Raw genomic sequence first — 24,583 nt, forward strand, 5'->3', positions numbered from 1 at the left:
GGCGGATACGACGGGCGGCGAAGCGAACGCACACCGTTCATTCAGGTCGTCAGGATCGCTGCGACGGCCGCTTGCGGCCCCGATCCTCCCCAGCCGCCTACCCGCCGCTCTTTGTGCCCGAAGCACCACAGAACGAGTCCTTTTTGGCCAGAATCCGACCCGAATCGCCGCTGCAGGGTGGATGCAACCGGCCCTGATCGTTAACAAATGGAAAACTTTGCCCTGCTAGAGTGCCCATTGCCGCACATGCAGGCATTGAGTAAAGAGTCGCCTGAAACGGGATGCGGAGGATGTCTCCACCACGCTCGAGTACTGCGTATTTGAAGGCGGCGACAGTGTTCGCGCTTGCGGCCTCGACGGCGCTCGGCCCGATTTTCGCCGGCCAAGCGCAGGCGATCCGGATCTTCGGCATGCGCTTTTTCGAAAGCGCCGAGGAGCAGGTCCAGGTTCTCGACCCGGTCAACTACACGCTTACATTCGAGCCTGGAACGGATGATGAGGAGCTGCGCGAGGCGCTCGAAAATGCTTCGCAGCTCAATCAGGATCAGGAAAAGCCGGTCTCCGGCGACCTCGGCCTGTTGATCAAGGCGCGCGACGACCGGGAGCGGCTGCTCGCCGCGCTCTACGAAAAGGCGCGCTACGGCGGCACCGTGACGATCCTGATCAACGGCCAGGACATCGACAGCCTGCCGCCCGACCCCTCCTTCCCCGATGGCCAGGCCGTGCCGGTGACCGTGCGCGTCGCGCCGGGTCCAGCCTTCACTCTCGGCTCGGTGAGGTTTGAGGGCGATGCGGCAGGGCTCGACCCGGCGACCTATGATCTCACACGCGGCGCCCGTGCAGACTCCACGCTGATCATCAAGGCGGGAGAGCAGATCGTCGTCGATCTCAAGGAACAGAGCCGGCCACTTGCCAAGATCACCGAGCGCAGCGTCGTCGCCGACCATGCCACCTCCACCGTCGACGTGACGATCAGGGCCGAATCCGGACCGGTCGCGCCGGTCGGCGCTCTCACGGTTACCGGCACCAGGACCGTCGACCCGAATTTCGTTCGCGACTATTCGCGGCTCAACCATGGCCGGCCCTATTCGCCGGAAAACATCCGCAAGGCCGCCGAGCGGCTCAGGACGCTGAACGTCTTCTCCAGCGTCACCATTGTCGAGGCTGATCAGCTTGCTCCCGACGGCACCATCCCGATGAACATCCAGGTGTCGGAGGGCAGGCACCGCTATTTCGGATTCGGCGGCCAGGTATCGACGACAGACGGGCTCGGTCTGCAGGGCTATTGGGGCCATCGCAATCTCTTCGGCCGGGCCGAGTCGCTCCGGATCGAGGGCTCCGTCGACCGGATCGGCGAGACCACGGATGTCGGCGGGCTCGACTATTCGGCCGGTATTCTCTTTGCCAAGCCCGGCGCCTTCGGTCCGGCATCGACGTTCACGGCAAGCCTCAAGGCGGCAATCGTCGATCCGGATGCCTATAACGCCAAGACGATCACCGCCGCGGCCGGCGCCGGCTTCGAGCTTACGCCAGAGGATACCGTTTCCGTCGGCGCCGAGCTCAGCTGGGCCGATATCGACGACGCCTTCGGCTCGAATTCCTATCTGACGGCCGCGATCCCGCTCGAATATGTCCGCGACACCCGCGACGACAAGCTGAACCCCACGGAAGGCTACCGGGCGATGATCAACGCGAAGCCGAGCTACGAGATCGAAGGTCAGACCTTCTTCAGCTCCTTCGAGACCTCCGCCTCCGCCTATTACGCGCCGGGCAGCGAAAATCGCTTCGTGTTGGCCGGCAAGCTCGGCGCCGGCGTGCTCGTCGGCGGCGACGAACTTTCCGACATTCCGGCAACCCGGCGTTTCTTCCTCGGCGGCGGCGGCTCGGTGCGCGGCTATTCCTTCCAGGAGATCAGCCCGCGCAATGACGACAACGAGGAGACCGGCGGCCGCTCCTATGTGAACGGTTCGCTGGAGGTCCGGATTGCGGTAACCGATACGATCGGTGTCGTGCCCTTTATCGATGCCGGCAGCGTCTCGACGAGCACGGCGCCGGATTTTTCCGACATCCGCGCCGGGGCCGGCATCGGCCTGCGCTATGCGACGCCCTTCGGGCCCATCCGTCTCGATTTCGCGGTGCCGCTCAACAAATATCCGGGCGGCACCGAATACGGGATATATGCGGGCATCGGACAATCTTTCTGATGCGCGCGGCAATGCCATGGTAAACTACAGCGCCGCGCGTCTTATCAGACGCGCAAAGGTCGCTGTAGCACTTTGAATTGCTGCATGTCTTTGTCCCTAAGTCCAGGTCGATTTACGGACAAAGACATGCAGTAGGCAAATCCGCCTGCGGGCGATGAGCTTCCGTCCTGCCGATTCCAGAGCGGCGTAACATGGTCTATGGATAGGACATGAATCAGGTCATCGGCACATTTCGGTCAGCGCTGCGCTACGTCTTCGCCTTTCTCGGCGTGGTCGTCGTTGCGCTGTTTCTCCTCGTCGCCTTTCTCGGCTTCACCGTGCCCGGCGCACGCGTCGTCGCCTGGGCGATCGAAAAATATGCGGCGACCCCTGACCAGATCGTCCGCATCTCCGATCCGGGTGCGCTGCTCACCGGTGACTTCACCGCCGGAACGGTGACGCTCTTCGACGGCGAGGGAATCTATGCGGAGGTCCGCGACCTCTCGGTGAACTGGTTGCCGGCCGAGCTTCTGTCGATGCGCTTCGATGCAAGCAGCATCTCGGCGGCTTCCGTACGCCTCGAACGGCTGCCGATCCCCTCCACCGAAACGAAAGAGGTCCGACGGACACTCGCATTGCCCGTGGACGTGAAAATCGATGCCTTCGATCTCAAAGAGATCGTTATCGGCAAGGCGATCGCCGGCAAGGACCAGTTCCTAACCGCGAAAGGCAGGGTCGACGCGACGAATTCGAGGATCGCGCTCGCCTTGGATGCAGCCGAGCGCGACCGCCCGGAAGCACGCGCCGTCGCCGATCTCGTCTTCAATCCGGCCGGAAACGAGCTGAGGCTCGAGGCCGAGATCGCCGAGCCGAAGGGCGGGCTGCTCGCCAAGCTGCTGCGGCTGCCGGGCGAACCGGCAGTCGATATCCAGGTGACCGGACAAGGCCCCCTCTCCGACTGGACGGGCTCCGGCACCGCATCGCTCGACGGCAGCGAGCTTCTCCGGTTGGAAGGCCGGCACGTGCTAGCCGCCGACGGCATGCACAATCTGAAGCTCACCGGCGGCGGGGCTTTCGCCCAGCTGATGCCGGCCGCTTTCAGGCCGCTTTTCGAGGGATCGACCAGCATCGACCTGACCGCCGCCTTCGACGGAAAGAGCAAGGTCCGGATCGAAGCGGGCAAGCTTGCGACCGGCGCCTTGACGCTGAACGCCTCGGGCACGGTCGACAGCCGCGGCGAGAACAATCTTCAGGCAAGCGTCGCCGGCACGAGCGGTCCGTTCGATTTCCGCTGGCCGCTGAAGGATGGCGAGCTGCAAGCACGGGTCAACACGGCGAACCTGTCGCTGATCGGCGAGGGACAATCGGCGATCCTCGACGTCGCCGCCGACGTCGTCTCGCTCGGACTGCCTCAAGGCAGTCTCGGCGCCATCCGGCTCGCGGCGCAAAGCGACGCCTTCAACCTGGAAATGCAGGCCGGATCGCTGAAGGCAACCGTGGAGATCGGCGAGGCGCGGTTCGCAAACGCGGATCTCGATCGGGCGATACAGGCGCCGATGAAGCTCGCCGGCACGATCGGGATCGCGCCGGATGCCATCCATTTCGATCCGCTGACGCTTGAAAGCCCCGGCATCGGCGGTTCCGTCACCGGCGCACTCGATCGCGCCGACAGCACACTCGAAGCCGCCTTCAAGCTCTTCGCAGTGCCGGCAGTTCTGCCGCCGGCGCTTGCCGAAAAATTCGAAAAGACGATCGCCGTCTCCGGCAATCTGGTGACCGAAGAGGACGGCAGCGTCCAGCTGAGCGGCCTCGATGTCAAATCCGAAGCCGTCGAAGCCTCCGGCTCGCTGACGCTTTCGGGCGAGACGCTGACGGCCGATATCAGGGGCACGCTACCGGAGCTTGGCCGGCTTCTGCCTGACGTGAAGGGCAGCGCGGATTTCCAGGCGGCCGCATCAGGGCCCTTGAGCAAGCTCGGCGTCAAGGCAGAGATCACGTCGAGCGGCGCGACGCTTGCCGGGCGTACTTTAAGCGAACTCACGATCAACGCCGATGCGACGGCGACGCCGGGCAGCCCCGAAGCGAAGCTCACCGCCACCGGCACGCTCGACGGCCAGCCGATCGACATTCGCGCCGACGTCGTCTCGAAGGACGGTCTTACCGCCGTTCCGACGCTGGAAGCGAAAATCGGCGGCAACAGCTTGACCGGTGCGATCGACCTGACGGCCGATTTCAAGCCGAACGGCAAGCTCGACTTCAACGTGCCGGATCTCGGGCTGCTTGCCGCCATGGCCGGCCAGCAGGCATCCGGCGACCTCGCCGGTTCGGCGACGCTCGAGACCGCAAATGGCGTTACCTCGGTGGCGCTCAAAGCCAATGGCAACAGCGTAGAGCGCGGCGCGCTGACGATCGCTAAACCGGCGGTAGATCTCGCTATCGCCGATATTGCCAGGCCGACCATCAAGGGCAATGTCAGCGCCGAGAGCGTTGCGCAGGGTGAAAACCGGATCGCGGACCTCAATCTCGCCTTCGAACAGCAGGGCAGCCGCACCGGCTTCTCGGCCGAGGGCCTCTATGACGGCGCACCGCTCAGGGCTTCGGGCGAACTGACGAGCGAGGCCGGCCGCACCGAAATCCGCCTCGCCTCCGCCTCTGCGGCGCCGCGGCGCCTGCCGCTGCAGCTTGCAGCGCCGACCGTGATCGCGATCGAGAACGGCGCGGCTCGGCTCGACGGCCTCACCATCCAGGCATCGACGGGTACCGTCGCCGTCTCCGGCACGGCCGGCGACCGGCTCGACCTCAGCGCGAATCTCAACGACTTGCCCGCCGTGCTCATCAACACCTTCGCACCGACGCTCGGTGCCGAGGGCACCATTGCCGGCACCGTCGATATCGACGGCGAGGCGCAGGCGCCGGTGGTCGCCTACGACCTCGCCTGGAGCGGCGCCTCGATGTCCTCGCTGCGCGCCGGCGGTCTTGCCGCGCAGGACCTGACCGCCAAGGGCACGGTCTCCGTCACGGAGGCGGCGATCAGCTTCGACCCGACGGTGATCGAGAGCCCCGGCTTCCGCGGCAATCTCACCGGCAGCCTCGCCCGCGCCGAAAAAGCGGCAACGGCGACCTTCGACGTGCGTGCCGAACCGAGCTTCCTGCCGGGTGGCCTGGCCGCGAGATTCGACACGCCGGTGACTGTCTCGGGCAAGGTCGAGACCGGCGCTGATGGCAGCGTCAGGCTGAGCGCCCTCGAGGTCGAGTCCGGCACCGTCAACGCCAACGGCTCGGCGACGATCGCGGCAGGTCAGCTGACGGCCGATGTCGAGGGCACCTTGCCCGATCTCGGCAAGCTGCTCGCCGACGCGCAAGGAAAGGCCGGCTTCAACGCAGAGATTTCCGGCCCGCTTGACGCGCTCGCCGTCAAGGGAGAGCTGACCTCGAGCGGCGCCATGCTTGCCGGCCGATCGCTGACGGACCTGACGGTCACCGCCGACGCAACGGTCAAGCCGGGCAGCCCGCAGGCGAAGCTCACCGCCACCGGCGGGCTCGACGGCCAGCCGATCGACGTCAGGGCCGAAGTGATATCGGCGGATGGCCGCACATCCATCCCGACGCTCGAGGCTAAGATCGGCGACAACCGCGTCACCGGCGCGATCGAGCTCACGGCGGACTTCAAGCCGAACGGCACCGTCGACTTCAACCTGCCCGATCTCGGCCTGGTCGCCGCCATGGCCGGCCAGAAGGCGTCCGGCGACCTTTCAGGATCGGCGACGGTCGCGACCTCGAACGGCATCACTTCTGTATCCGTCAAGGCCAGCGGCAGCAGCATAGAGCGCGACGCGCTGACGATCACCAAGCCCGTGGCGGATATCCGCATCGCCGATATCGCCGCCCTGGCAATCCGTGGCAGCGTCAGGGCCGAGAGCGTTGCCCAGGGGCAGAACCGCGTCTCCGCCGTCAACCTCGCCTTCGACCAGCAGGGCGGCCGAACAGGGTTCGAGATCGCCGGCCAATATGACGGCGCTCCGCTCTCGGCCAAGGGCGATCTGGCAAGCGCCGGCGGCCGCACCGAGATCCGTCTCGCCTCGTTTTCGGCAGCCCCGCGGAGATTGCCGCTGAAGCTTGCCAAGCCGACCGTCGTCGCTATCGACAACGGCACCGTCCGCCTCGGCGACCTCACCATCCAGGCGTCCAAGGGTACGATTGCCGTCGCCGGCACGGCCGGCGCGACGCTCGACATTTCCGCGAAGCTCAATGCCCTGCCCGCGGCGCTGATCAACACCTTCGCGGCGACGCTCGGCGCCGAAGGGACGATCGACGGAACGGTCGAGATCAGCGGCACTGCCGCAGCGCCGGTCGTCAACTACGATCTGAGATGGAGCGGCGCTTCGGTCTCGGCCGCGCGCGGCGCCGGCGTATCGGGGCTCCAAATCGCGGCAAAAGGCCGCTTTGCCGATAATCGCGTCACGCTCGACGCGACCATCTCCGGGCCGGGTGGCCTCTCCTTCCGGGGCGGCGGCCATGTCGATGTCGCCGGCAGTATGCCGATGTCGATGAAGTTCGCCGGCGACGTGCCCTTCGCGCTGCTTGCCGCCAAGCTGGCGGAGCAAGGTTTCACCCTCACCGGCTCGGCCCGGGTCGATCTTTCCCTTTCCGGTCCGGCCCGCGCGCCGCAGATCACCGGCACGGTTGCGACCACCGGCGGCCGGCTCCTCGATGTCCGGCGCAATCTTGCCCTCAACGACCTTGCGGCCAACGTTACGCTCGACGGCCGGCAGGCGACGATCAGCCGGCTTTCCGGCAATCTCGCCAGCGGCGGGTCGATCGAGGCGAGCGGCACCGTCGACATTGCAGCCGGTTCCAACTTCCCGGCCGACCTCAGAATCCGCCTCAACAACGCCACCTATGTCGACGGCACGCTCTTCACCGCCAATCTTGCCGGCGATCTGACGCTGAAAGGTCCGCTCGTCGCGACGCCCACGCTCGGCGGCCAGCTGACGATCCACAGGGCGGCGATCACCGTGCCGGAAAAACTGCCGACCTCGCTGTCGGCGATCGACATCCACCATCGGAATGCGCCGGCCGGCGTGCGGCAGATGGCACGCGACGTGCGCAGGGAAACGTCCTCGTCGGGCGGTGCAGGCGTCAATGCCGGCGGCGTCATCGCCTTCGATCTCGCGGTCCGTTCGCCCGGGCAGTTCTTCGTCCGCGGACGCGGCATCGATGCCGAGCTCGGTGGCGACCTGACGATCCGCGGCACCGCCGTCAGGCCGATCGTCTCCGGCGATTTCGACATGCGGCGCGGCCGGCTCGAAATCCTCGGCAAGAGGCTGACCTTCACGGACGGTCACATCGGCTTCGGCGGCGACCTCATTCCGACGCTCGACCTCGACGCCACCTCGAGCGCGGGCTCGACCACCATCACGGTCAACATTGCCGGGCCGGCCAACAACCCGACGGTGACCTTTTCCTCCTCGCCGGCGCTGCCGCAGGACGAGATCCTGGCACAGCTGATCTTCAACCGCTCGCTCAACAATCTTTCGGCGTTCCAGATCGCCCAACTCGCCTCCGCCGTCAGCCAGCTTGCCGGCGGCGGCTCGACGTCGCTGCTCGACGGCCTGCGCAACAAGCTTGGTGTCGACGACCTCGACATCACCACCGACGAGAGCGGCGGCGCCCAGGTGCGGGCTGGCAAGTATTTGAACGACCGGACCTATCTCGAATTGCAGCAGGGCTCCGACTCGGCCTCCAGTAAGGCGATCATCAACCTCGATGTCGGCCGCGGCGTGAAACTGAAAGGCGAGGCAGCCGGCGATGGTTCGGCTGCCGGCGGTATTTTCTTCGAGAGAGAGTATTAATCGGGGCTTGAGGAAAGTCCCCTCCCCAACCCCTCCCCACAAGGGGGAGGGGCTTAACGCGCAGCGCCCTCCTCCAGTCCCGCAATTCTTATGAGACGGCTGCAACGGTCAAAAAAGAGAGGAAGCGGCTGCGGCATCGAAGTCCTTCCCCCTTGTGGGGAGGGGTTGGGGTGGGGCCTTGGGTCAGGAACACAATCCTCTCTCAAGCCGCATTCCTGTCAGCCCCAAAGGCATTCAAAAATTCACTCTCGTCGACCGCCGTGAACAGTGCCCAGATATGGCCGAACGGGTCGATGAGGGCGGCGACACGGTCGCCGGTCGGCAGGGTCTCGACGGCGTTACGCAGGCTGGCGCCGGCGCCCATTGCCCGGGCGAGCACACGATCGACATCGTCGATCTGCAGCTCGAGGATCGCCGCGGTGGTGCCGAGCGCATGCGGCGAGCGCGGTCCCCCGAGATGCGGTTCGGCATCGCGGCGCGGATTGGCGCCGGCGACCCGGAAGATCGAGTCGCCAATGCTGAGATCAGCGCTCGTCAGAATGCCGCTCCATTCATGGCGCTGGAGGAGCTCTGCACCGAAAACCTCGCGATAGAAGGCGATTGCCCGCTCCTCGTCTCCATGCCTGACGAACAGTTTGATGCAGATCTGTCGCGCCATTGGGCCGCCACCGGAAATGGCCATGACATCCTCCCTTGTTCGCTGAGACGGAGCATCCTATACGAGCATTAGAACAAATCAAGAACAAATTGTCCGCGCAGCCCGAATCCGTGCGACTAAAACGCGCCGGACAATTTGCTCGTCTTGAGCAGGATGTTCGTTTCAGTGACGGTGATCCCATCAATTAGCCTGATGCGGCGCAAGGTCTCGTCGAAGCTCGCGAGGTCGCGGTCCTCAAGCTCGGCGATGAAGTCCCACCGCCCGTTGGTGCTGTGCAGCGCCCTCACCTGCGGCAGGCCGCGCAACTGCTCGGCAACCCGGTCGGCCATCTTGCCGTGAACCTCGATCATGACGACGGCGCGAACCCCCGAGGCGGGGATTTCCGATCCCGTCCGGATGGTGAATGCGGCGATCGTTCCATTCCTCACCAGCCGGTCGATGCGGGCAGCAATGGTGGCGCGCGAAACGCCGGTCATCGCCGACAGCGTCGAAACCGGTGTCCGCGCATTTTGCCGAAGGGCGCTGATCAGGGCCTGGTCGAGGTCGTCCATTCTCTGTCATTTTGTCGAACATTGCTTTTCATAGTGAGAAGAGTAGCCTTCTTATCGGCAGTTTTCCATCTTTTTGCCGTCACAGCTATTGGCGATAATCTCTGCCGGACTCACAGATTCGAGCGAGGGAAGAAGGACATGAAAACCATCACGTTGATCGGTGCACCCATCGAGGAAGGTTCGGGGCGTCGCGGCGCTGCGATGGGCCCGACGGCGCTCCGGATCGCCGGCATCGACACGGTCCTCGCGGATCTTGGCCACACCGTTCACGACGAAGGCGACCTAACGCCGCTGCCGGCCCGCGACCTTCCAAACCATGCGGGCGCAAACAATCTGCAGATGGTCGCCGCCTTTGCCCGGGCGCTCAACGACACCGTGCACGACACGGCGCGCAAGGGGCATTTTCCGATCATTCTCGGCGGCGACCATGCCCTCTCGATGGGCAGCGTCTCCGGCATGGCGCGCTATGCACACGAGGTTGGCCGGCCGCTCTTCGTGCTCTGGCTCGACGCTCATGCGGATTTCAATTCGCCTTCGACCTCGCCCTCCGGCAACATGCACGGCATGCCGGTCGCCTTCTTCTGCGGCGAGGCGGAATTCGCCCCGATCCTTCAGTCGAACCGGCCGCTCGTCGATCCGAAAAGGGTCTACCAGGTCGGTATCCGCTCGGTCGATGCACGCGAGCGCGAGGAGATCGCCGAACACGGCGTCAATGTCTTCGACATGCGCGCCGTCGACGAGATCGGCATGGCCCATATCATGCGTCAGATCCTCGACGAGGTGCGCGCCGCCAACGGCCTCTTGCATGTGAGCCTCGACGTCGATTTCATGGATCCGGAGTTTGCCCCGGGGGTCGGCACCACCGTGCCGGGTGGCGCCACCTTTCGCGAGGCCCATCTTATCATGGAGATGCTTTGCGACAGCGACCTCGTCTCCTCGCTCGACGTCGTCGAACTCAACCCGTTCCTCGACGACCGCGGCAAGAGCGCCCGCATCCTGGTGGAACTGACCGCAAGCCTCTTCGGCCGCCGCATCCTTGACCGGCCGACCCGGAGCGCCTGAGAATGATCGATCCGGACCTCCGCCGATCCGAAGCGGCGGCCGGAAGGAGATAGCGGAGGGGAATGATGAAGACCACGGCAGCCCTGATCGAGACCGAACACCTGCTCGGCGCCCACAACTACAAGCCGCTCGACGTCGTGCTGACGCGCGGCGAAGGGGTCTATGTCTGGGACATCGAGGGCAACCGCTATCTCGACTGCCTATCCGCCTATTCAGCCGTCAACCAGGGCCATTGCCACCCGAAGATCTTCAGGGCGATGGTCGAGCAGGCGCAGAAGCTGACGCTCACCTCGCGCGCCTTCCGCAACGACCAACTAGCTCTCTTTTATGAGGAGGTCGCCGCCCTCACCGGCTCGCACAAGGTGCTGCCGATGAATTCCGGCGCCGAGGCGGTGGAGACGGCGCTCAAGGCGGTCCGAAAATGGGGCTACGAGGTCAAGGGCGTTGCCGACGATCGCGCCGAGATCATCGTCTGCTCCAACAATTTCCACGGCCGCACGATCGGCATCGTCGGCTTTTCAACCGATCCGGAATCGCATGACGGCTTCGGCCCTTTCGCACCCGGCTTCAAGATCGTCCCCTTTGGCGACATCGGCGCCTTCCGAGCGGCGATCAGCGAAAACACCGTCGCCTTTCTGGTCGAGCCGATCCAGGGCGAGGCCGGCGTCATCGTGCCGCCCACCGGCTATTTCCAGGCGGTGCGCGAACTCTGCACCAAGCACGGCATCACGCTCGTACTCGACGAGATCCAGACCGGCCTCGGCCGCACCGGCAAGCTGCTTGCGGAAGAGCACGAGGGCATCGAGGCGGATGTGACGCTGATCGGCAAGGCGCTCTCCGGCGGCTTCTACCCTGTCTCTGCCGTGCTCTCCAATTCGGAGGTTCTCGGCGTCCTGAAACCTGGCCAGCACGGATCCACTTTCGGCGGCAACCCGCTCGCCTGCGCGATCGCCAGGGCGGCACTGAGCGTGCTCACCGAAGAGGGCATGATCGAGAATTCGGCGCTGATGGGCGAGCGCCTCATGACCGGGCTGACGGACATTCGCTCCAACATCATCAGGCAAGTCCGCGGCCGCGGCCTGATGCTCGCCGTGGAACTCGTGCCCGAGGCCGGCGGCGCCCGTAAATATTGCGAGGCGCTGAAGGAGCGCGGCATCCTCGCCAAAGACACCCATGGCGACACGATCCGCATCGCCCCGCCTCTCGTCATCACTGCGGGCGAGGTCGACTGGGCGCTCGAGCACTTTGCGGCGGTGCTCGCTTCCGTCTGAGTCGGCATCGGCGGGGAGGGCCGGCCTTGCAGGGCCTCGCAAAAAGCAACTCTTAACGAATCCCGGACTAGGATGTCCGCCAAAGCGCAAGGCGGGCTCCCCGCGCATGATGCGGCTTGCGCGTCGCCGGATGTCGTCGGCGGACCCCATCACCAAGTCGCGCCTTGCGGGCGCCGACGGCAAGGAGCTTTAAATGACAGGCACGTTGAAAACGGCTGGATTTGACGGCGAGACGCTGGAGATCATCGCGTTCCGCCTCCACGATCAGGAATTCTGCGTCAAGACGACGACGATCCGCGAAATCCGCGGCTGGGCGCCGTCGACGCCGATCCCGCATTCGCCGCCGGAAGTGATCGGCGTCATGAACCTGCGCGGCACGGTGATCCCGATCATTGACCTCGCCCACAAGCTCGGCATGAAATCGACCGTTGCCAACGAGCGCAGCGCCATCGTTGTCGCCGAAGTCCACAACATGGTGATCGGCCTTGTCGTCGACCGCGTCTCCGACATCCTGACGGTGCAGGGCAACCAGGTGCAGCCGGTGCCGGAAGTCACCGCTTCCTTCGACAAGAGCTTCGCGGAAGGCATCATCGCCAACGAGAGCGGCATGATCTGCTTCCTCAACCTCGCCCGCATGTTCAAGGAGCGTGAGGTGGAAGACCTCGCCGCCTGACGCGAGCCGAACTATGCCCGGACCGCCGAGTACAGCGAGTTCTGGAGGCGGCTTGCCCAGGGCGAGTTCATCGCCGGCGAATTCGTCCGCCATGGCAAGGGCGGCAAGGAGATATGGATCCAGGCCGCCTACAACCCGATCCGCGATCCGAACGGCAAGGTCTACAAGGTCGTCAAGTTCGCGACCGATGTCAGCGAACGCATGGCGGCGATCAACACGCTCGGCGCCGGCCTGCGGTCGCTGGCGGAGGGCGACCTGACCCGGTCACTGGACACGCCATTCGTGCCGAGCATGGAGGCCGTGCCGCAGCGACTTCAACGATGCGGTCGTCCGCCTCTGTCGCGCCATGCAAACGGTCGGCGAAAACGCCGGTGCGATTGCCGGGGGCGCACGCGAGATCCGATCCGCCGCCGACGACCTGTCGAAGCGGACCGAGCAGCAGGCCGCATCTGTCGAGGAAACGGCCGCGGCACTCGACGAGTCACTACCACCGTCGCCGATTCGAGCCGCCGAGCCGAGGAAGCCGGCCTGCTCGTTGCAAAGGCGAAGGATGGAGCCGAACACTCGAAACTGGTCGTCCAGAACGCCATCGGCGCGATGGACCAGATCGCGCAATCGTCGCGAAATCAGCAACATCATCGGCGTCATCGAGGATATTGCCTTCCAGACCAACCTCCTGGCGCTCAATGCCGGCGTGGAGGCGGCGCGCGCCGGCGAGGCCGGCAAGGGCTTCGCGGTGGTGGCGACCGAAGTGCGGGAACTGGCCCAGCGATCGACAAGCGCCGCGAAGGATATCAAGGCGCTGATCACCACCTCCGGCGAGCATGTCCGCAACGCGTCTCGCTGGTCGGACAGACGGGCACGGCAGGTCCAGGAGATCAACCTTAACGTCTCGGCGATCGTCGAAGCGGCGCGGGAACAGGCGACGGGCCTCAGGGAAATCAACCAGGCGGTCAACGCGATGGATCAGGCAACCCAGCAGAACGCAGCCATGGTGGAGGAAAGCACCGCCGCAAGCCACGCCATGTCGCGCGAGGCAGAGGCTCTCTACGACCTTCTTCGGCAATTCCGCATCGGCCAGGCTATGGCCGGTCGTCCGGCCGAAGTGCACGCCGAGACTTCCGCCTCACCGGCTCGGCTACGCGCGCCGAGGGCGGCAAGAGGCGTCCAAAAGGGAAACCTCGCGGTCGTTTCGGCTGCCGAAGGCTGGCAGAATTTCTGAGCGCACCCCCGAACTTCGCGCTCGAACAAGGGAAGGCGGCACCTGTGCCGCCTTCCCTTGCCGGTTAAATGCCTGATATTGCTGTTGGCCTACGCCGCTTCCGGCTTCCGGATCTTCGGTGCGGCTTCCAGCACCAGCGGGTTCAATCCCTCGCCGCCGTGCTCGATGTGCTCGAACAGCTTGCGACGCATCCGCGACTCCCAGTATTTGTTGATATGCGTCGCCACGCCCTGCGCCGCCTCATGCGCCGGTTGGCTCTGAAAGAAGGTGGCAATCTGGTTCGCCATGTAGATGAGCTTGGCGTTGGTACTTGCAGACATCGGCGACAGCTCCGCTTCTCTCAAAATGGTTCAGAGCGAGAGGCGCGCGGGGAGAACGGCGCCCGCTCCTCCTCGTCCCGCTCCAAGCGCTCGGGGTGGGTGAAAATTTCGAACTCGTCGCCGCGCACCAGCGCGATCAGCGTCATGCCGGCCTGCTCCGCCGTGCGGATGGCAAGCGCCGTCGGCGCCGAAATGGCAATGATCACCGGGCTTCCGGTGATCGCCGTCTTCTGCACCATCTCGACGGAGACCCGCGAGGTGACGACGACGGCGCCTTGGTCGCCCCTGAAGCCGGCCAGCGCGGCGGCCCCCGTCAGCTTGTCGAGCGCATTGTGGCGGCCGACATCCTCGCGAACCGCTATCAGCCCCCGGCCCGGCACGTAAAAGGCAGCACCATGAACGGCGCGCGTTTCTAGGTGCAGGGGCTGCTGACCGTTGAGCATCCCGACGGCGCGGACGACATCCTCATCGGAAAGCCGCAGCGACGAACCGGAAACATCCGACGTCGTCCGAACCGCCTGCTCGATCGATTCGATACCGCAAAGGCCGCAGCCGACAGGCCCCGCCATATGGCGGCGGCGCAGGCGCAACGCCTCGTTCTGCTCGTCCCGGAGGCGAATCTGCAGGTCGATGCCCTTGTCCTCGGCGATGACCTCGACGTCGTCGATCTGGTCCGGGTCGGTGATGATGCCTTCGGTCAGGCTGAAGCCGACGGCGAAATCCTCGAGATCGGCGGGCGTTGCCATCATCACCGCATGCGTCGAGCCGCCATAGGTGAGCGCGATCGCCGTCTCCTCCGGCACGAGGCGCGATTGCGAGACGAGCACGCCCGCCCGCCGCGCCACTTCCGGAACCTTCGCCGTCGTCGTGAAGCGGCTCCTTTCCGCCGCGCCGACGGTGGCGGCTATGGGAGGCGGGCGTCGTTTTCCTGCCATCGCGCTTCCTACTCCGCTGCCTCCAGCTTGCCGGCAATCCGCCGCGATTGGCGGGCCTGCTCGTCATAGTCGAGCTGCCAGTCGGTCGGACCGTTCGAGGGCGAGACCTGCACCGCCGTCACCTTGTATTCCGGGCAGTTGGTCGCCCAGTCGGAGAAGTCGGTCGTGATGACGTTCGCCTGCGTCGTCGGGTGATGGAAGGTGGTGTAGACGACGCCCGGCGCGACGCGGTCGGTGATCAGCGCCCGGAGCGTCGTGTCGCCCGAGCGGCTGGCAAGCCGGACCCAGTCGCCGTCGCGGATGCCGCGCTGCTCCGCATCGTGCGGGTGGATCTCCAGCCGGTCCTCCGGGTGCCAGACGACATTGTCGGTACGCCGCGTCTGGGCGCCGACATTGTAGTGGCTGAGAATACGGCCGGTGGTGAGCAGCAGTGGGAAGCGCGGGCCGGTCTTCTCGTCGGTCGCCACATATTCGGTACGGATGAACTTGCCCTTGCCGCGCACGAAGCCGTCGACATGCATGATCGGCGAGCCGAGCGGCGCCTTTTCGTTGCAGGGCCACTGCACCGAGCCCATCTTGTCGAGATAGTCATAGGAGACGAGCGCGAATGTCGGCGTCGTTGCGGCGATCTCGTCCATGATCTCGGACGGATGACCATAGTTCCAGTCCAATCCCATCGCCTGGGCGAGCTTCTGCGTCACCTCCCAGTCGGCATAGCCGTTCTTCGGCCGCATCACCTTGCGCACGCGGTTGATACGGCGCTCGGCATTGGTGAAGGTGCCGTCCTTTTCGAGGAAGGTCGAGCCCGGCAGGAAGACATGCGCGTAGTTGGCCGTCTCGTTGAGGAAGAGGTCCTGCACCACGACGCATTCCATTGCCGCGAGGCCGGCGGCCACATGCTTGGTGTCCGGATCCGACTGCAGGATGTCCTCGCCCTGGATGTAGATGCCCTTGAAGGTGCCGTCGACCGCCGCGTCGAGCATGTTCGGGATGCGCAGACCCGGCTCGTTGTTGAGTGTCACGCCCCAGAGCTTCTCGAAGGTTTCGCGCGTGGCGTCGTCGGATATGTGCCGGTAACCTGGCAGTTCGTGCGGGAAGGAGCCCATGTCGCAGGAGCCCTGCACGTTGTTCTGGCCGCGCAGCGGGTTGACGCCGACACCCGGCCGGCCGATGTTGCCGGTCACCATGGCGAGGTTGGCGATCGCCATCACCGTGGTCGAGCCCTGGCTATGCTCGGTGACGCCGAGACCGTAATAGATGGCGCCATTGCCGCCGGTGGCGTAAAGGCGCGCTGCACCGCGCACCAGTTCAGCCGGGACGCCGGTATGGGCCTCGGTCGCTTCCGGGCTGTGATAGGGCTCGGCCACGAAGGCGGCCCAGTCCTCGAATTCCGACCAGTCGCAGCGCTCGCGAATGAAGGCTTCATCGGCAAGGCCCTCGGTGACGATGACATGGGCGAGTGCCGTCAGGATGGCGACGTTTGTGCCCGGCTTGATCGGCAAGTGGTACGAGGCTTCGACATGGGCCGAGCGGACGAGGTCGATCCGGCGCGGGTCGATGACGATCAGCTTGGCGCCCTCGCGCAGCCGCTTCTTCAGCCGCGAGGCAAAGACCGGGTGACCGTCGGTCGGGTTGGCGCCGATGATGATCGCGACGTCGGTGTGCTCGACGCTGTCGAAATTCTGCGTGCCGGCGGAGGTGCCGAAGGTCTGGTTGAGGCCGTAGCCGGTCGGCGAATGGCAGACGCGGGCGCAGGTATCGACATTGTTGTTGCCGAAACCGGCGCGCACCAGCTTCTGCACCAGATAGGTCTCCTCGTTGGTGCAGCGCGACGAGGTGATGCCGCCGACCGAATCGCGGCCGTACTGGTACTGGATGCGGCGGAACTCGGAAGCCACATGGGCATAGGCCTCCTCCCAGGTCACCTCGCGCCAGGGATCGCTGATCTTGTCGCGGATCATCGGATTGAGGATGCGGTCCTTGTGGCTGGAATAGCCATAGGCGAAGCGGCCCTTGACGCAGGAATGGCCGCGGTTCGCCTGGCCGTCCTTCCACGGCACCATGCGCACCAGCTCCTCGCCGCGCATCTCCGCCTTGAAGGAGCAGCCGACGCCGCAGTAGGCGCAGGTGGTCACGACCGAATGCTCCGGCTGGCCGATCTCGATCACCGACTTTTCCGTCAGCGTCGCCGTCGGGCAGGCCTGCACGCAGGCGCCGCAGGAGACGCATTCCGAGGAGACGAAATCCTCGCTCATGCCGGCGGAAACGCGCGAATCGAAACCGCGGCCGCTGATCGTCAGCGCGAAGGTGCCCTGCACTTCCTCGCAGGCGCGCACGCACCGCGAGCAGACGATGCATTTCGCCGGATCGAAGGTGAAATAGGGGTTGGATTCGTCCTTCGGCGCCCATTGGCGATTGATCTCGCCGTTGTTGCGCGCCTTGACGTGGTTGGACCCGTCATAGCCATAGCGCACGTCGCGCAGGCCGACGGCGCCGGCCATGTCCTGCAGCTCGCAATCGCCATTGGCCGCACAGGTGAGGCAGTCGAGGGGGTGGTCGGAAATATAGAGTTCCATAACGCCGCGACGAACGTCCTTGAGGCGCTGCGTCTGGGTCGAGACGCTGATGCCCTGTGCGACTGGCGTCGTGCAGGAAGCCGGCATGCCGGCCCGGCCCTCGATCTCGACTAGACAGAGGCGGCAGGAGCCGAAGGCATCCATCATGTCCGAAGCGCAGAGCTTCGGCACCTCGATGCCCGCTTCCATCGCCGCCCGCATGATCGACGTGCCTTCTGGCACGGTGATCTCCTGCCCGTCGATCGACAGCGTCACCAGCTTTTCGGACTTGGAAGCAGGAGTGCCGTAATTGATTTCATGAACGAGAGACATTCTGGGCCTCCTGAGAAATTGCGTTCAGCGAGGGCTCGCCCCCCTCTGCTTTCCCGGGCATCTCCCCCATAAGGGGGGAGAATGGATGTGGCACGTTCTGCATCCACACCGGAGAATTCCACCCGCAGAATCGTTTTGGCGGGAGCGGGCGGCCAGCCGCGAGTCGATGTCCCCCCTTGTGGGGGAGATGCCCGGCAGGCCAGAGGGGGGTGTTCGCCGCGTTCATCATTCCGCAGCCTCCACCACCGGCGCGGGCTCGAAATCCTCCGGGAAATGTGTCATGGCGCTCATCACCGGATAGGGCGTGAAGCCGCCGAGGGCGCAGAGCGAGCCGAACTTCATCGTGTTGCAGAGATCGGCGAGCAGTTCGCGGTTCTTCTCCGGTTCGATGCCGGCAGCGATCTTGTCCGCCACCTCGACACCGCGGGTTGAGCCGATGCGGCAGGGCGTGCACTTACCGCAGCTCTCTACGGCGCAGAACTCCATGGCGAAGCGCGCCTGCTTCAGCATGTCGGCCGTGTCGTCGAAAACCACGATGCCGGCATGGCCGATCAGCCCATCTTTCGCCGCGAAGGCCTCGTAATCGAACGGCGTATCGAACAGCGCCCGCGGGAAATAGGCGCCGAGCGGACCGCCGACCTGCACCGCTTTAACCGGTCGGCCGCTTGCCGTGCCGCCTCCGATCGCGTCAACGATCTCACCGAGAGTAAGGCCGAACGCCGTCTCGTAGAGGCCGGCATGCTTGACGTTGCCGGCGATCTGGATCGGGATCGTACCGCGCGAGCGGCCCATGCCGAAATCGCGGTAGTAGGCGGCGCCCTTCTCGAGAATCACCGGCACCGAAGCGAGCGAGATGACGTTGTTGATGACCGTCGGGCAATCGAACAGACCCTTGTGGGCCGGCAGCGGCGGCTTGGCGCGCACCAGCCCGCGCTTGCCCTCGAGACTGTTCAACAGCGACGTCTCCTCGCCGCAGACATAGGCGCCGGCGCCGGTCCTGACTTCCATGTCGAAGGCATGCGCCGAACCGAGAACGGAGGTGCCGAGCACGCCGGCGGCGCGCGCGACCTCGATCGCAGCGCTCATCGCCGCGATCGCATGCGGATATTCTGAGCGGGTGTAGACGTAACCCTTGGTGGCGCCTGTTGCGATGCCGGCGATTGCCATGCCCTCGATAAGCACGAAGGGGTCGCCCTCCATAATCATCCGGTCGGCGAAGGTACCGCTGTCGCCCTCGTCGGCATTGCAGACGATGTATTTTTGCGGCCCCGCCGTTTCGAGGACGGTCTTCCATTTGATGCCGGTCGGGAAGCCCGCACCACCGCGACCGCGCAGGCCGCTTTCGGTAACTTCGGCGACGATCGCCGCCGGCGCCAGCGAGACGGACTTCTGAAGACCGCACAGGCCCCCATGGGCGCGATAGTCGTCGAGCGACAGGGGATCGATGACTCCGCAGCGCGCGAAGGTCAGCCGCGTCTGGTTCTTGAGGAAGGGGATCTCTTCCGTCTTGCCGAGGCAGAGCGGATGCGCGTCGCCCGAGATGAACCCGGCATCGAGGAGCGAGGCGACGTCGCGGGCCCTCACCGGACCGTAGCCAATGCGCCCCTCGGCGGTTTCGACCTCGACTAGCGGTTCAAGCCAGTGCATGCCGCGCGAGCCGTTGCGGATGATCGTTGCGTCGAGGCCGCGCGCCGCGACCGCCTCGGCCATTGCTGCCGCCACCTTTTCGGCGCCAAGGGCAATCGCTGCGGCATCGCGTGGAATGTAGATCTTCACGGTCATCGGCGTGCCTCCGCGACCAGCGCCTCGAGCTCCGCATCGTCAAGCCGCGCATACACCTCGCCATCGAGCATCGCCGACGGCGAGCAGGAACAGAGCCCGAGACAGTAGACCGGTTCGAGCGTCACGGCGCCGTCCGGCGTCGTCTCGTGGAAATCGATGCCGAGCAGCGCCTTGGCGCGCTCGGCAAGCCGATCGCCGCCCATCGACTGACAGGCCTCGGCACGACAGAGTTTCAACACATGCCGTCCGGCCGGGTGCTCGCGGAAATCGTGGTAGAAGGTGACGACGCCGTAGACTTCGGCACGCGACAGGTTGAGTTCGCGGGCGATCACCGGCAGGCATTCCTGCGGCACATAGCCGAACTCGTCCTGGATCTCGTGCAGGATCGGCAGAAGCGGGCCTTCCAGCCCCTTGAGTTCGCCGACGATCGCCAGCGTGCGCTCGGTCACGTCTGCGCGCGGCAGATGAATATTCACCCGAAGAGCCCTCCCGGCTCGCGGCGCATCGAGGTCTTGATTGGACCGCCACGCCAGATTTCATAGGCTGTTGCAGAGATCGGAGCCTCTTCGCCTCTGCGACAGGCAATAAGCTTCGCGCTTAAGGGCAGAAGGGTCAATAATGCTGTTCCGTCGATCGATAGAAAAAATCTATTAAACGGCATTGCGCTCGCTGAGCATGCGTGCCTCGTGCAGCAAGGCCGAGACCAATGGCGTAAACGGCTCACGATAGGTCGCCACCAGGCCGACCGTGTGGCGCACGTCGGGCTCGACGATCGGAATCAACCGGATATCCTGAGGAAACCCGAAGGATTTCGCGACGTTATGAGGCATGATGCTCGCCCAGCGTCCTGTCCTTACGTGGGAAAAGAGGACGATCATCGAGTTCGATTCGAGCGTTGGGCTCGCCACCGCGCCGGCTTCGGCAAAATGCTGATTGATGATGCGCCGGTTCTGCATGTCGGCCGTCAATAGACAAAGCCGAATATTGCTAACTTCCTTCCAGGTCACGCTTTCGCGATCGGAAAGCGGGCTCTCGGCGGCGGTAACCAGATGATATTGCTCGATCTGAAGCGGCACGCTAGTGACGCGGCCGAGCGGTTCGTTCTCCAGATAGGTCAGTCCCGCGTCGATCTCGAGATTTTCGAGCAGCGCCAGGATCTGCAGCGACGTGGTCGAAAGTACCGAAAAGGTGACGTCGGGATGCTTCTCCTGAAAGGGAGCGGTGATGAGCGGCACCATGGAAAGCGTCGTCGGGATGGCGGCGAGGCGGATGTGGCCGGAAAGGCCCTTGCGCGCCGCGCGCATCTCCTCGCGCATGGTGCGCGTATCGCCGACGATCCGCCGCGCCCATTCCAGCACCCGCTGGCCCTCCGGCGTCAGCCCCTGAAAGCGCGAGCCGCGATTGACGAGAATGACGCCGAGCTGGTCCTCGAGCTGGCGGATCGCCGCCGACAGCGTCGGCTGCGTCACGCCGCACTCTTCCGCCGCGCGACCAAAATGCCGTTCGCGGGCAAGGACGAGGAAGAATTCCAGTTTGTCGATCATTTCTCGCCCTTAGAAATCGCTGCTGGCGACAGCCCCTCACCCTAGCCCTCTCCCCGCACGCGGGGAGAGGGGACCGGAATCGCCCGGCTTGTCCCTTCTGCCACGCGCCGAAGCCGCTTGCTCCTTCTCCCTGAGTGCCGGAAAGAGGGACCTCAACGGCGCGGCATATCCCTTCTCTCCGCATGCGGGAAGAAGGTGCCGGCAGGCGGATGAGGGGCGGAACCGCGCACGACTCGCGCAACTCCTAGCAGATCAACTGCCCACCATTCACCTCCAGCACCTGGCCGGTGATATAGCCGGAAAGCGCATGCGAGGCGAGGAAGAGATAGGCAGGGGCGCAATCCTCGGCGGTTCCGAGCCGTCCGAGCGGAATCGACCTGCGCGTCGCCTCCAGCTTGTCGGGCGTCGAATAGCGCTCGTGGAAATCGGTGGTGATCGTGCCGGGCGAGACGCAATTGACGCGGATGCCTTCCGGTGCCAGTTCGCGCGCCAACGCCTTGGAATAGGTGGCGATGAAGGCCTTTGTAGCGGAATAGATCGACGAACCGGCGCTGCCGCCGGAGCGCGCCGAGATCGACACCGTATTGACGATCGCCGGATGCGCGCCCTTGCGTAGGAGCGGCAGCATCGCCCGGGTCATCTCCACGACCGAGGTCTGATTGAGCTGGACGATCGTCCGGTATTCGTCGTCGGTCAAATCAGCAGCCGGAAAGCGGCCGACCATCGTGCCGGCATTGTTGACGAGAACGTCGAGGCTGTCGAAACGGCTCCTCACCTCGTCGGCAAGGGACTTGACGCCCCGGGGGACGAGAAAATCCGCCGCCGCGAGAAACGCCCTGCCCTCCCCCGCCGCCAGGTCGAGAAAATCGGGGCGGACATCGGAAAGCGTCCGGCCGACATGGACCAGCACGCGCGCACCGCAATCGAGGAACTCCCGCGCAACCTCGAGACCAATGCCCCGGCCGGCGCCGGTCACCACCACATTCATGCCCTTGAACAAGGCCGGATGATACATGGGCTTGCCTACCTCCCTCTCGGAAAACCACGCTGGCGCATCGCATGACGGATTGCAATGGTTGGCCGCGGCGATTGCTGCAGTCGAACTGCCAAACCGCAACCAAGCGCTGATTCTGAAATTGCGCTGCTTTCGTTTTTGCATATTATGAAAGCAAACGAAAGCAGAGGGAGCGAAGCATGTATCTCAGCGGACGGCAAGCGGAGATCCTGGAACTGGCCAAGGCCGAGGGCCGGGTGCTCGTCGAGGAACTCGCGCAGCGTTTCTCGGTGACGCCGCAGACGATCCGCAAGGACCTGAACGACCTCTGCGATGCCCGGGTCCTGAACCGCATCCATGGCGGCGCGATCTTTCCGAGCGGCAAGGAGAACGTGAAATACGACGCGCGCCGCCAGATCGCCGCGTCGGAGAAACAGGCCATCGGCCGAGCCGCCGCCGCCCTCATCCCCGACAACGCCTCGCTCTTCATCAATATCGGCACCACCACCGAAGCGGTCGGAGAAGCGCTTCTCGACCACAAGGAACTGATGGTCATCACCAACAATATCAATGTCGCCAATCGGTTGCGGGTCTTCCCCTCGATCGAGGTGGTGATCGCCGGCGGCGTCGTGCGCGGTTCGGACGGCGGCATCGTCGGCGAGGCGGCGGTCGATTTCATCAGGCAGTTTAAGGTCGATTTCGCGGTCATCGGCGCCTCCGCGATCGACCACGACGGCGCGCTTCTCGATTTCGACTATCGCGAGGTGAAAGTCGCACAGGCGATCATCGCCAACGCCCGGCACGTCATCCTCGTGTCCGATTCCACGAAGTTCGAACGCACCGCGCCTGTGCGGATCGGCCATATCTCCCAGGTCCAGACCTTCATCACCGACCGGTGCATCATTGAAAACGTTCGCAAGATCTGTTCCGAGCAAGGGGTCAAGCTGGTCGAAACCGAGGCTTGAGCGCGCCGGCGGGCTGCGGCGAGATTCGGGAAACATTCGTTTGACATTCGAAATGTTTTCATTTTAACTGCCTTCACTTTCGCGATGACATAAATTTGTGCATTGCGAAAAGTGGAGGGGCAATCGCGGTGTCAGAGCAGGCAATCTTCGACGTCTTTGTCATAGGCGGCGGCATCAACGGATGCGGCATTGCGCGTGATGCGGTCGGCCGGGGATATTCGGTCGCCCTTGCCGAAATGGACGACTTCGCCTCCGGCACCTCGTCCGGCTCCACCAAGCTCATTCATGGCGGCCTGCGCTATCTCGAGCATTACGAGTTCCGGCTGGTGCGCGAGGCGCTGATGGAGCGCGAGGTGCTCTGGGCAATGGCGCCGCATGTCATCTGGCCGATGCGCTTCGTTCTACCCTATCACAAGGGCGGCCTGCGGCCGGCTTGGCTGATCCGCCTCGGCCTCTTTCTTTACGACCATATCGGCGGCCGCAAGCTGCTGCCGGCGACGAGCACGCTGGACATGACCCGCGATCCGGCCGCCGCGCCGCTGAAGCGCCTCTTCGTCAAGGCCTTCGAATATTCCGACGGCTGGGTCGACGATGCCCGGCTGGTGGTGCTGAACGCCCGCGATGCCGCCGACCGCGGCGCAAGGATCATGGCCCGCACCCGCGTCGTCTCGGCCCGCCGCGGCGACGGCCGCTGGGTGGTCGAAACCGAGGACGCGCTTACCGGCAAGCGCGAAACGGTGCGCGCCCGTCTGCTCGTCAATGCCACCGGCCCCTGGGTCGACCGAGTGCTCGCCGATGCGATCGGCAAGAACGACGTCCACAATGTCCGCCTGGTCCAGGGCAGCCACATCGTCCTGAGGAAGAAGTTCGACGATCCGCGCGCCTATTTCTTCCAGAACCCGGACGGACGGATCATGTTCGCCATTCCCTACCAAGACGATTTCACCCTGATAGGCACCACCGACCGGGATTTCACCGGCAATCCGGCCGAGGTGCGCATCAGCGACGCAGAGATCGATTATCTCTGCAGATCGGCGAGTGAGTATTTCAGCGATCCGGTGACTAAGGACGACATTGTCTGGACCTATTCGGCGGTCCGCCCGCTCTATGACGACGGGGCAAGCAAGGCGCAGGAGGCGACGCGCGACTATGTGCTGCGTCTCGAAGGCCAGACCGGCCAGGCGCCGCTCCTCAATATCTTCGGCGGCAAGCTCACGACCTACCGGCGGCTGGCCGAAGCGGCACTCGATAAGATCGGTGAAGCGATCGGGGCCAAGGGCGGCAAGTGGACGGCCGGATCGCATCTGCCGGGCGGCGATTTTCCGGCTGCGGGTTACGATGCCGAGGTCTCCAAATTGAAAGCGCACTATCCCTTTCTGGCGGCTTCGCATGCCCGCCGACTGGTGCGCCTGTATGGCACGCGCGCGAAGCAGCTTCTCGACAATGCCGCAAGCGAGGCCGATCTCGGAAGGCGCTTCGGAGCCGATCTCTATGCGGCCGAGGTCGATTGGCTCATCGCACAGGAATGGGCATTGCGTGCGGAGGACGTGCTTTGGCGCCGGACAAAGCTGGGACTGAAGCTGTCGCGGGCGGAAGTAGCGGAGCTGGAGGAATACATGCGGGACGCGGCCAGCGCCGCCGCCTGATGTCCTGCAACTGAAATGCCGATGGCTGGGTGGAGAA

General features: G+C 64.7%; 16 protein-coding genes and 1 pseudogene. 8 read left to right on the forward strand and 9 right to left on the reverse strand.

Translation table 11 applies throughout. From position 1 onward, the window contains the following. Positions 1 to 290 precede the first annotated feature (290 nt). Both NXT3_RS17925 and NXT3_RS17930 read left to right on the forward strand, forming a co-directional pair. Positions 291 to 2,204, forward strand: coding sequence for an autotransporter assembly complex protein TamA (locus NXT3_RS17925; protein ID WP_104839800.1), 1,914 nt, complete (start codon positions 291 to 293; stop codon positions 2,202 to 2,204). 209 nt (positions 2,205 to 2,413) lie between these two features. Then, complete coding sequence (locus tag NXT3_RS17930; RefSeq protein WP_104839801.1) at positions 2,414 to 8,035, forward strand: translocation/assembly module TamB domain-containing protein; 5,622 nt, start codon at positions 2,414 to 2,416, stop codon at positions 8,033 to 8,035. Between the two features lie 202 nt (positions 8,036 to 8,237). Here NXT3_RS17930 and NXT3_RS17940 read toward each other — a convergent pair whose 3' ends face one another. Further along, a complete protein-coding gene (locus tag NXT3_RS17940; protein ID WP_037417610.1) occupies positions 8,238 to 8,717 on the reverse strand; it encodes a VOC family protein in 480 nt (159 codons plus the stop codon). Between the two features lie 92 nt (positions 8,718 to 8,809). Then, positions 8,810 to 9,244, reverse strand: coding sequence for an Lrp/AsnC family transcriptional regulator (locus NXT3_RS17945; protein ID WP_037417614.1), 435 nt, complete (start codon positions 9,242 to 9,244; stop codon positions 8,810 to 8,812). A gap of 138 nt (positions 9,245 to 9,382) precedes the next feature. On the opposite strand from NXT3_RS17945, the gene rocF reads away from it, so the two are divergent. From rocF to NXT3_RS17965, 4 genes and pseudogenes are all read left to right on the forward strand, one after another. Continuing rightward, on the forward strand, positions 9,383 to 10,306 hold the full coding sequence (gene rocF / locus NXT3_RS17950) for an arginase (RefSeq protein ID WP_097526183.1): 924 nt from the start codon (positions 9,383 to 9,385) through the stop codon (positions 10,304 to 10,306). A gap of 65 nt (positions 10,307 to 10,371) precedes the next feature. After that, on the forward strand, positions 10,372 to 11,577 hold the full coding sequence (rocD, locus tag NXT3_RS17955; protein WP_104840033.1) for an ornithine--oxo-acid transaminase: 1,206 nt from the start codon (positions 10,372 to 10,374) through the stop codon (positions 11,575 to 11,577). Positions 11,578 to 11,770: 193 nt separating this feature from the next. Then, positions 11,771 to 12,250 (forward strand): chemotaxis protein CheW, encoded by a 480-nt coding sequence (locus tag NXT3_RS17960; RefSeq protein ID WP_037417621.1) that lies wholly within the window; start codon positions 11,771 to 11,773, stop codon positions 12,248 to 12,250. Between the two features lie 3 nt (positions 12,251 to 12,253). After that, positions 12,254 to 13,472, forward strand: a pseudogene (locus NXT3_RS17965) (methyl-accepting chemotaxis protein); the annotation flags it as partial. Positions 13,473 to 13,561: 89 nt separating this feature from the next. Here NXT3_RS17965 and NXT3_RS17970 read toward each other — a convergent pair. The 7 genes from NXT3_RS17970 to NXT3_RS18005 form a co-directional block, all read right to left on the reverse strand. Then, entirely contained in the window at positions 13,562 to 13,792 is a 231-nt protein-coding gene (locus NXT3_RS17970) for a formate dehydrogenase subunit delta (protein WP_037417624.1), read from the reverse strand. A 20-nt stretch (positions 13,793 to 13,812) separates the two neighbouring features. After that, on the reverse strand, positions 13,813 to 14,727 hold the full coding sequence (fdhD, locus tag NXT3_RS17975) for a formate dehydrogenase accessory sulfurtransferase FdhD (protein WP_104839802.1): 915 nt from the start codon (positions 14,725 to 14,727) through the stop codon (positions 13,813 to 13,815). Positions 14,728 to 14,735: 8 nt separating this feature from the next. Then, positions 14,736 to 17,615: a formate dehydrogenase subunit alpha gene (gene fdhF / locus NXT3_RS17980; protein ID WP_097526182.1), complete on the reverse strand. Its 2,880-nt coding sequence runs from the start codon at positions 17,613 to 17,615 to the stop codon at positions 14,736 to 14,738. A gap of 225 nt (positions 17,616 to 17,840) precedes the next feature. Then, a complete protein-coding gene (locus NXT3_RS17990) occupies positions 17,841 to 19,397 on the reverse strand; it encodes a formate dehydrogenase beta subunit (RefSeq protein WP_097526180.1) in 1,557 nt (518 codons plus the stop codon). Then, on the reverse strand, positions 19,394 to 19,873 hold the full coding sequence (locus NXT3_RS17995; protein ID WP_037417677.1) for a formate dehydrogenase subunit gamma: 480 nt from the start codon (positions 19,871 to 19,873) through the stop codon (positions 19,394 to 19,396). The genes NXT3_RS17990 and NXT3_RS17995 overlap by 4 nt, the downstream gene beginning before the upstream one ends. 174 nt (positions 19,874 to 20,047) lie before the next feature. Next, on the reverse strand, positions 20,048 to 20,941 hold the full coding sequence (locus NXT3_RS18000; protein WP_095678015.1) for a LysR family transcriptional regulator: 894 nt from the start codon (positions 20,939 to 20,941) through the stop codon (positions 20,048 to 20,050). Positions 20,942 to 21,185: 244 nt separating this feature from the next. Continuing rightward, positions 21,186 to 21,956 (reverse strand): SDR family NAD(P)-dependent oxidoreductase, encoded by a 771-nt coding sequence (locus NXT3_RS18005; protein ID WP_097526177.1) that lies wholly within the window; start codon positions 21,954 to 21,956, stop codon positions 21,186 to 21,188. Between the two features lie 179 nt (positions 21,957 to 22,135). On the opposite strand from NXT3_RS18005, the gene NXT3_RS18010 reads away from it, so the two are divergent. Together NXT3_RS18010 and glpD are read left to right on the forward strand one after the other, a co-directional pair. Further along, positions 22,136 to 22,900: a DeoR/GlpR family DNA-binding transcription regulator gene (locus NXT3_RS18010; RefSeq protein WP_037417687.1), complete on the forward strand. Its 765-nt coding sequence runs from the start codon at positions 22,136 to 22,138 to the stop codon at positions 22,898 to 22,900. A 128-nt stretch (positions 22,901 to 23,028) separates the two neighbouring features. Then, entirely contained in the window at positions 23,029 to 24,546 is a 1,518-nt protein-coding gene (glpD, locus tag NXT3_RS18015) for a glycerol-3-phosphate dehydrogenase (RefSeq protein WP_097526176.1), read from the forward strand. Positions 24,547 to 24,583: the final 37 nt, after the last annotated feature.

The sequence above is a fragment of the Sinorhizobium fredii genome (assembly GCF_002944405.1).
Taxonomy (GTDB): domain Bacteria; phylum Pseudomonadota; class Alphaproteobacteria; order Rhizobiales; family Rhizobiaceae; genus Sinorhizobium; species Sinorhizobium fredii_C.

Excerpts from the sequence above, each read along its gene's own strand:
- NXT3_RS17925 (WP_104839800.1), top strand. The coding sequence starts at position 291 with ATGTCTCCACCACGCTCGAGTACTGCGTATTTGAAGGCGGCGACAGTG.
- NXT3_RS17930 (WP_104839801.1), top strand. The coding sequence starts at position 2,414 with ATGAATCAGGTCATCGGCACATTTCGGTCAGCGCTGCGCTACGTCTTC.
- NXT3_RS17940 (WP_037417610.1), bottom strand. The coding sequence starts at position 8,717 with ATGGCCATTTCCGGTGGCGGCCCAATGGCGCGACAGATCTGCATCAAA.
- NXT3_RS17945 (WP_037417614.1), bottom strand. The coding sequence starts at position 9,244 with ATGGACGACCTCGACCAGGCCCTGATCAGCGCCCTTCGGCAAAATGCG.
- rocF (WP_097526183.1), top strand. The coding sequence starts at position 9,383 with ATGAAAACCATCACGTTGATCGGTGCACCCATCGAGGAAGGTTCGGGG.
- rocD (WP_104840033.1), top strand. The coding sequence starts at position 10,372 with ATGAAGACCACGGCAGCCCTGATCGAGACCGAACACCTGCTCGGCGCC.
- NXT3_RS17960 (WP_037417621.1), top strand. The coding sequence starts at position 11,771 with ATGACAGGCACGTTGAAAACGGCTGGATTTGACGGCGAGACGCTGGAG.
- NXT3_RS17970 (WP_037417624.1), bottom strand. The coding sequence starts at position 13,792 with ATGTCTGCAAGTACCAACGCCAAGCTCATCTACATGGCGAACCAGATT.
- fdhD (WP_104839802.1), bottom strand. The coding sequence starts at position 14,727 with ATGGCAGGAAAACGACGCCCGCCTCCCATAGCCGCCACCGTCGGCGCG.
- fdhF (WP_097526182.1), bottom strand. The coding sequence starts at position 17,615 with ATGTCTCTCGTTCATGAAATCAATTACGGCACTCCTGCTTCCAAGTCC.
- NXT3_RS17990 (WP_097526180.1), bottom strand. The coding sequence starts at position 19,397 with ATGACCGTGAAGATCTACATTCCACGCGATGCCGCAGCGATTGCCCTT.
- NXT3_RS18000 (WP_095678015.1), bottom strand. The coding sequence starts at position 20,941 with ATGATCGACAAACTGGAATTCTTCCTCGTCCTTGCCCGCGAACGGCAT.
- NXT3_RS18005 (WP_097526177.1), bottom strand. The coding sequence starts at position 21,956 with ATGTATCATCCGGCCTTGTTCAAGGGCATGAATGTGGTGGTGACCGGC.
- NXT3_RS18010 (WP_037417687.1), top strand. The coding sequence starts at position 22,136 with ATGTATCTCAGCGGACGGCAAGCGGAGATCCTGGAACTGGCCAAGGCC.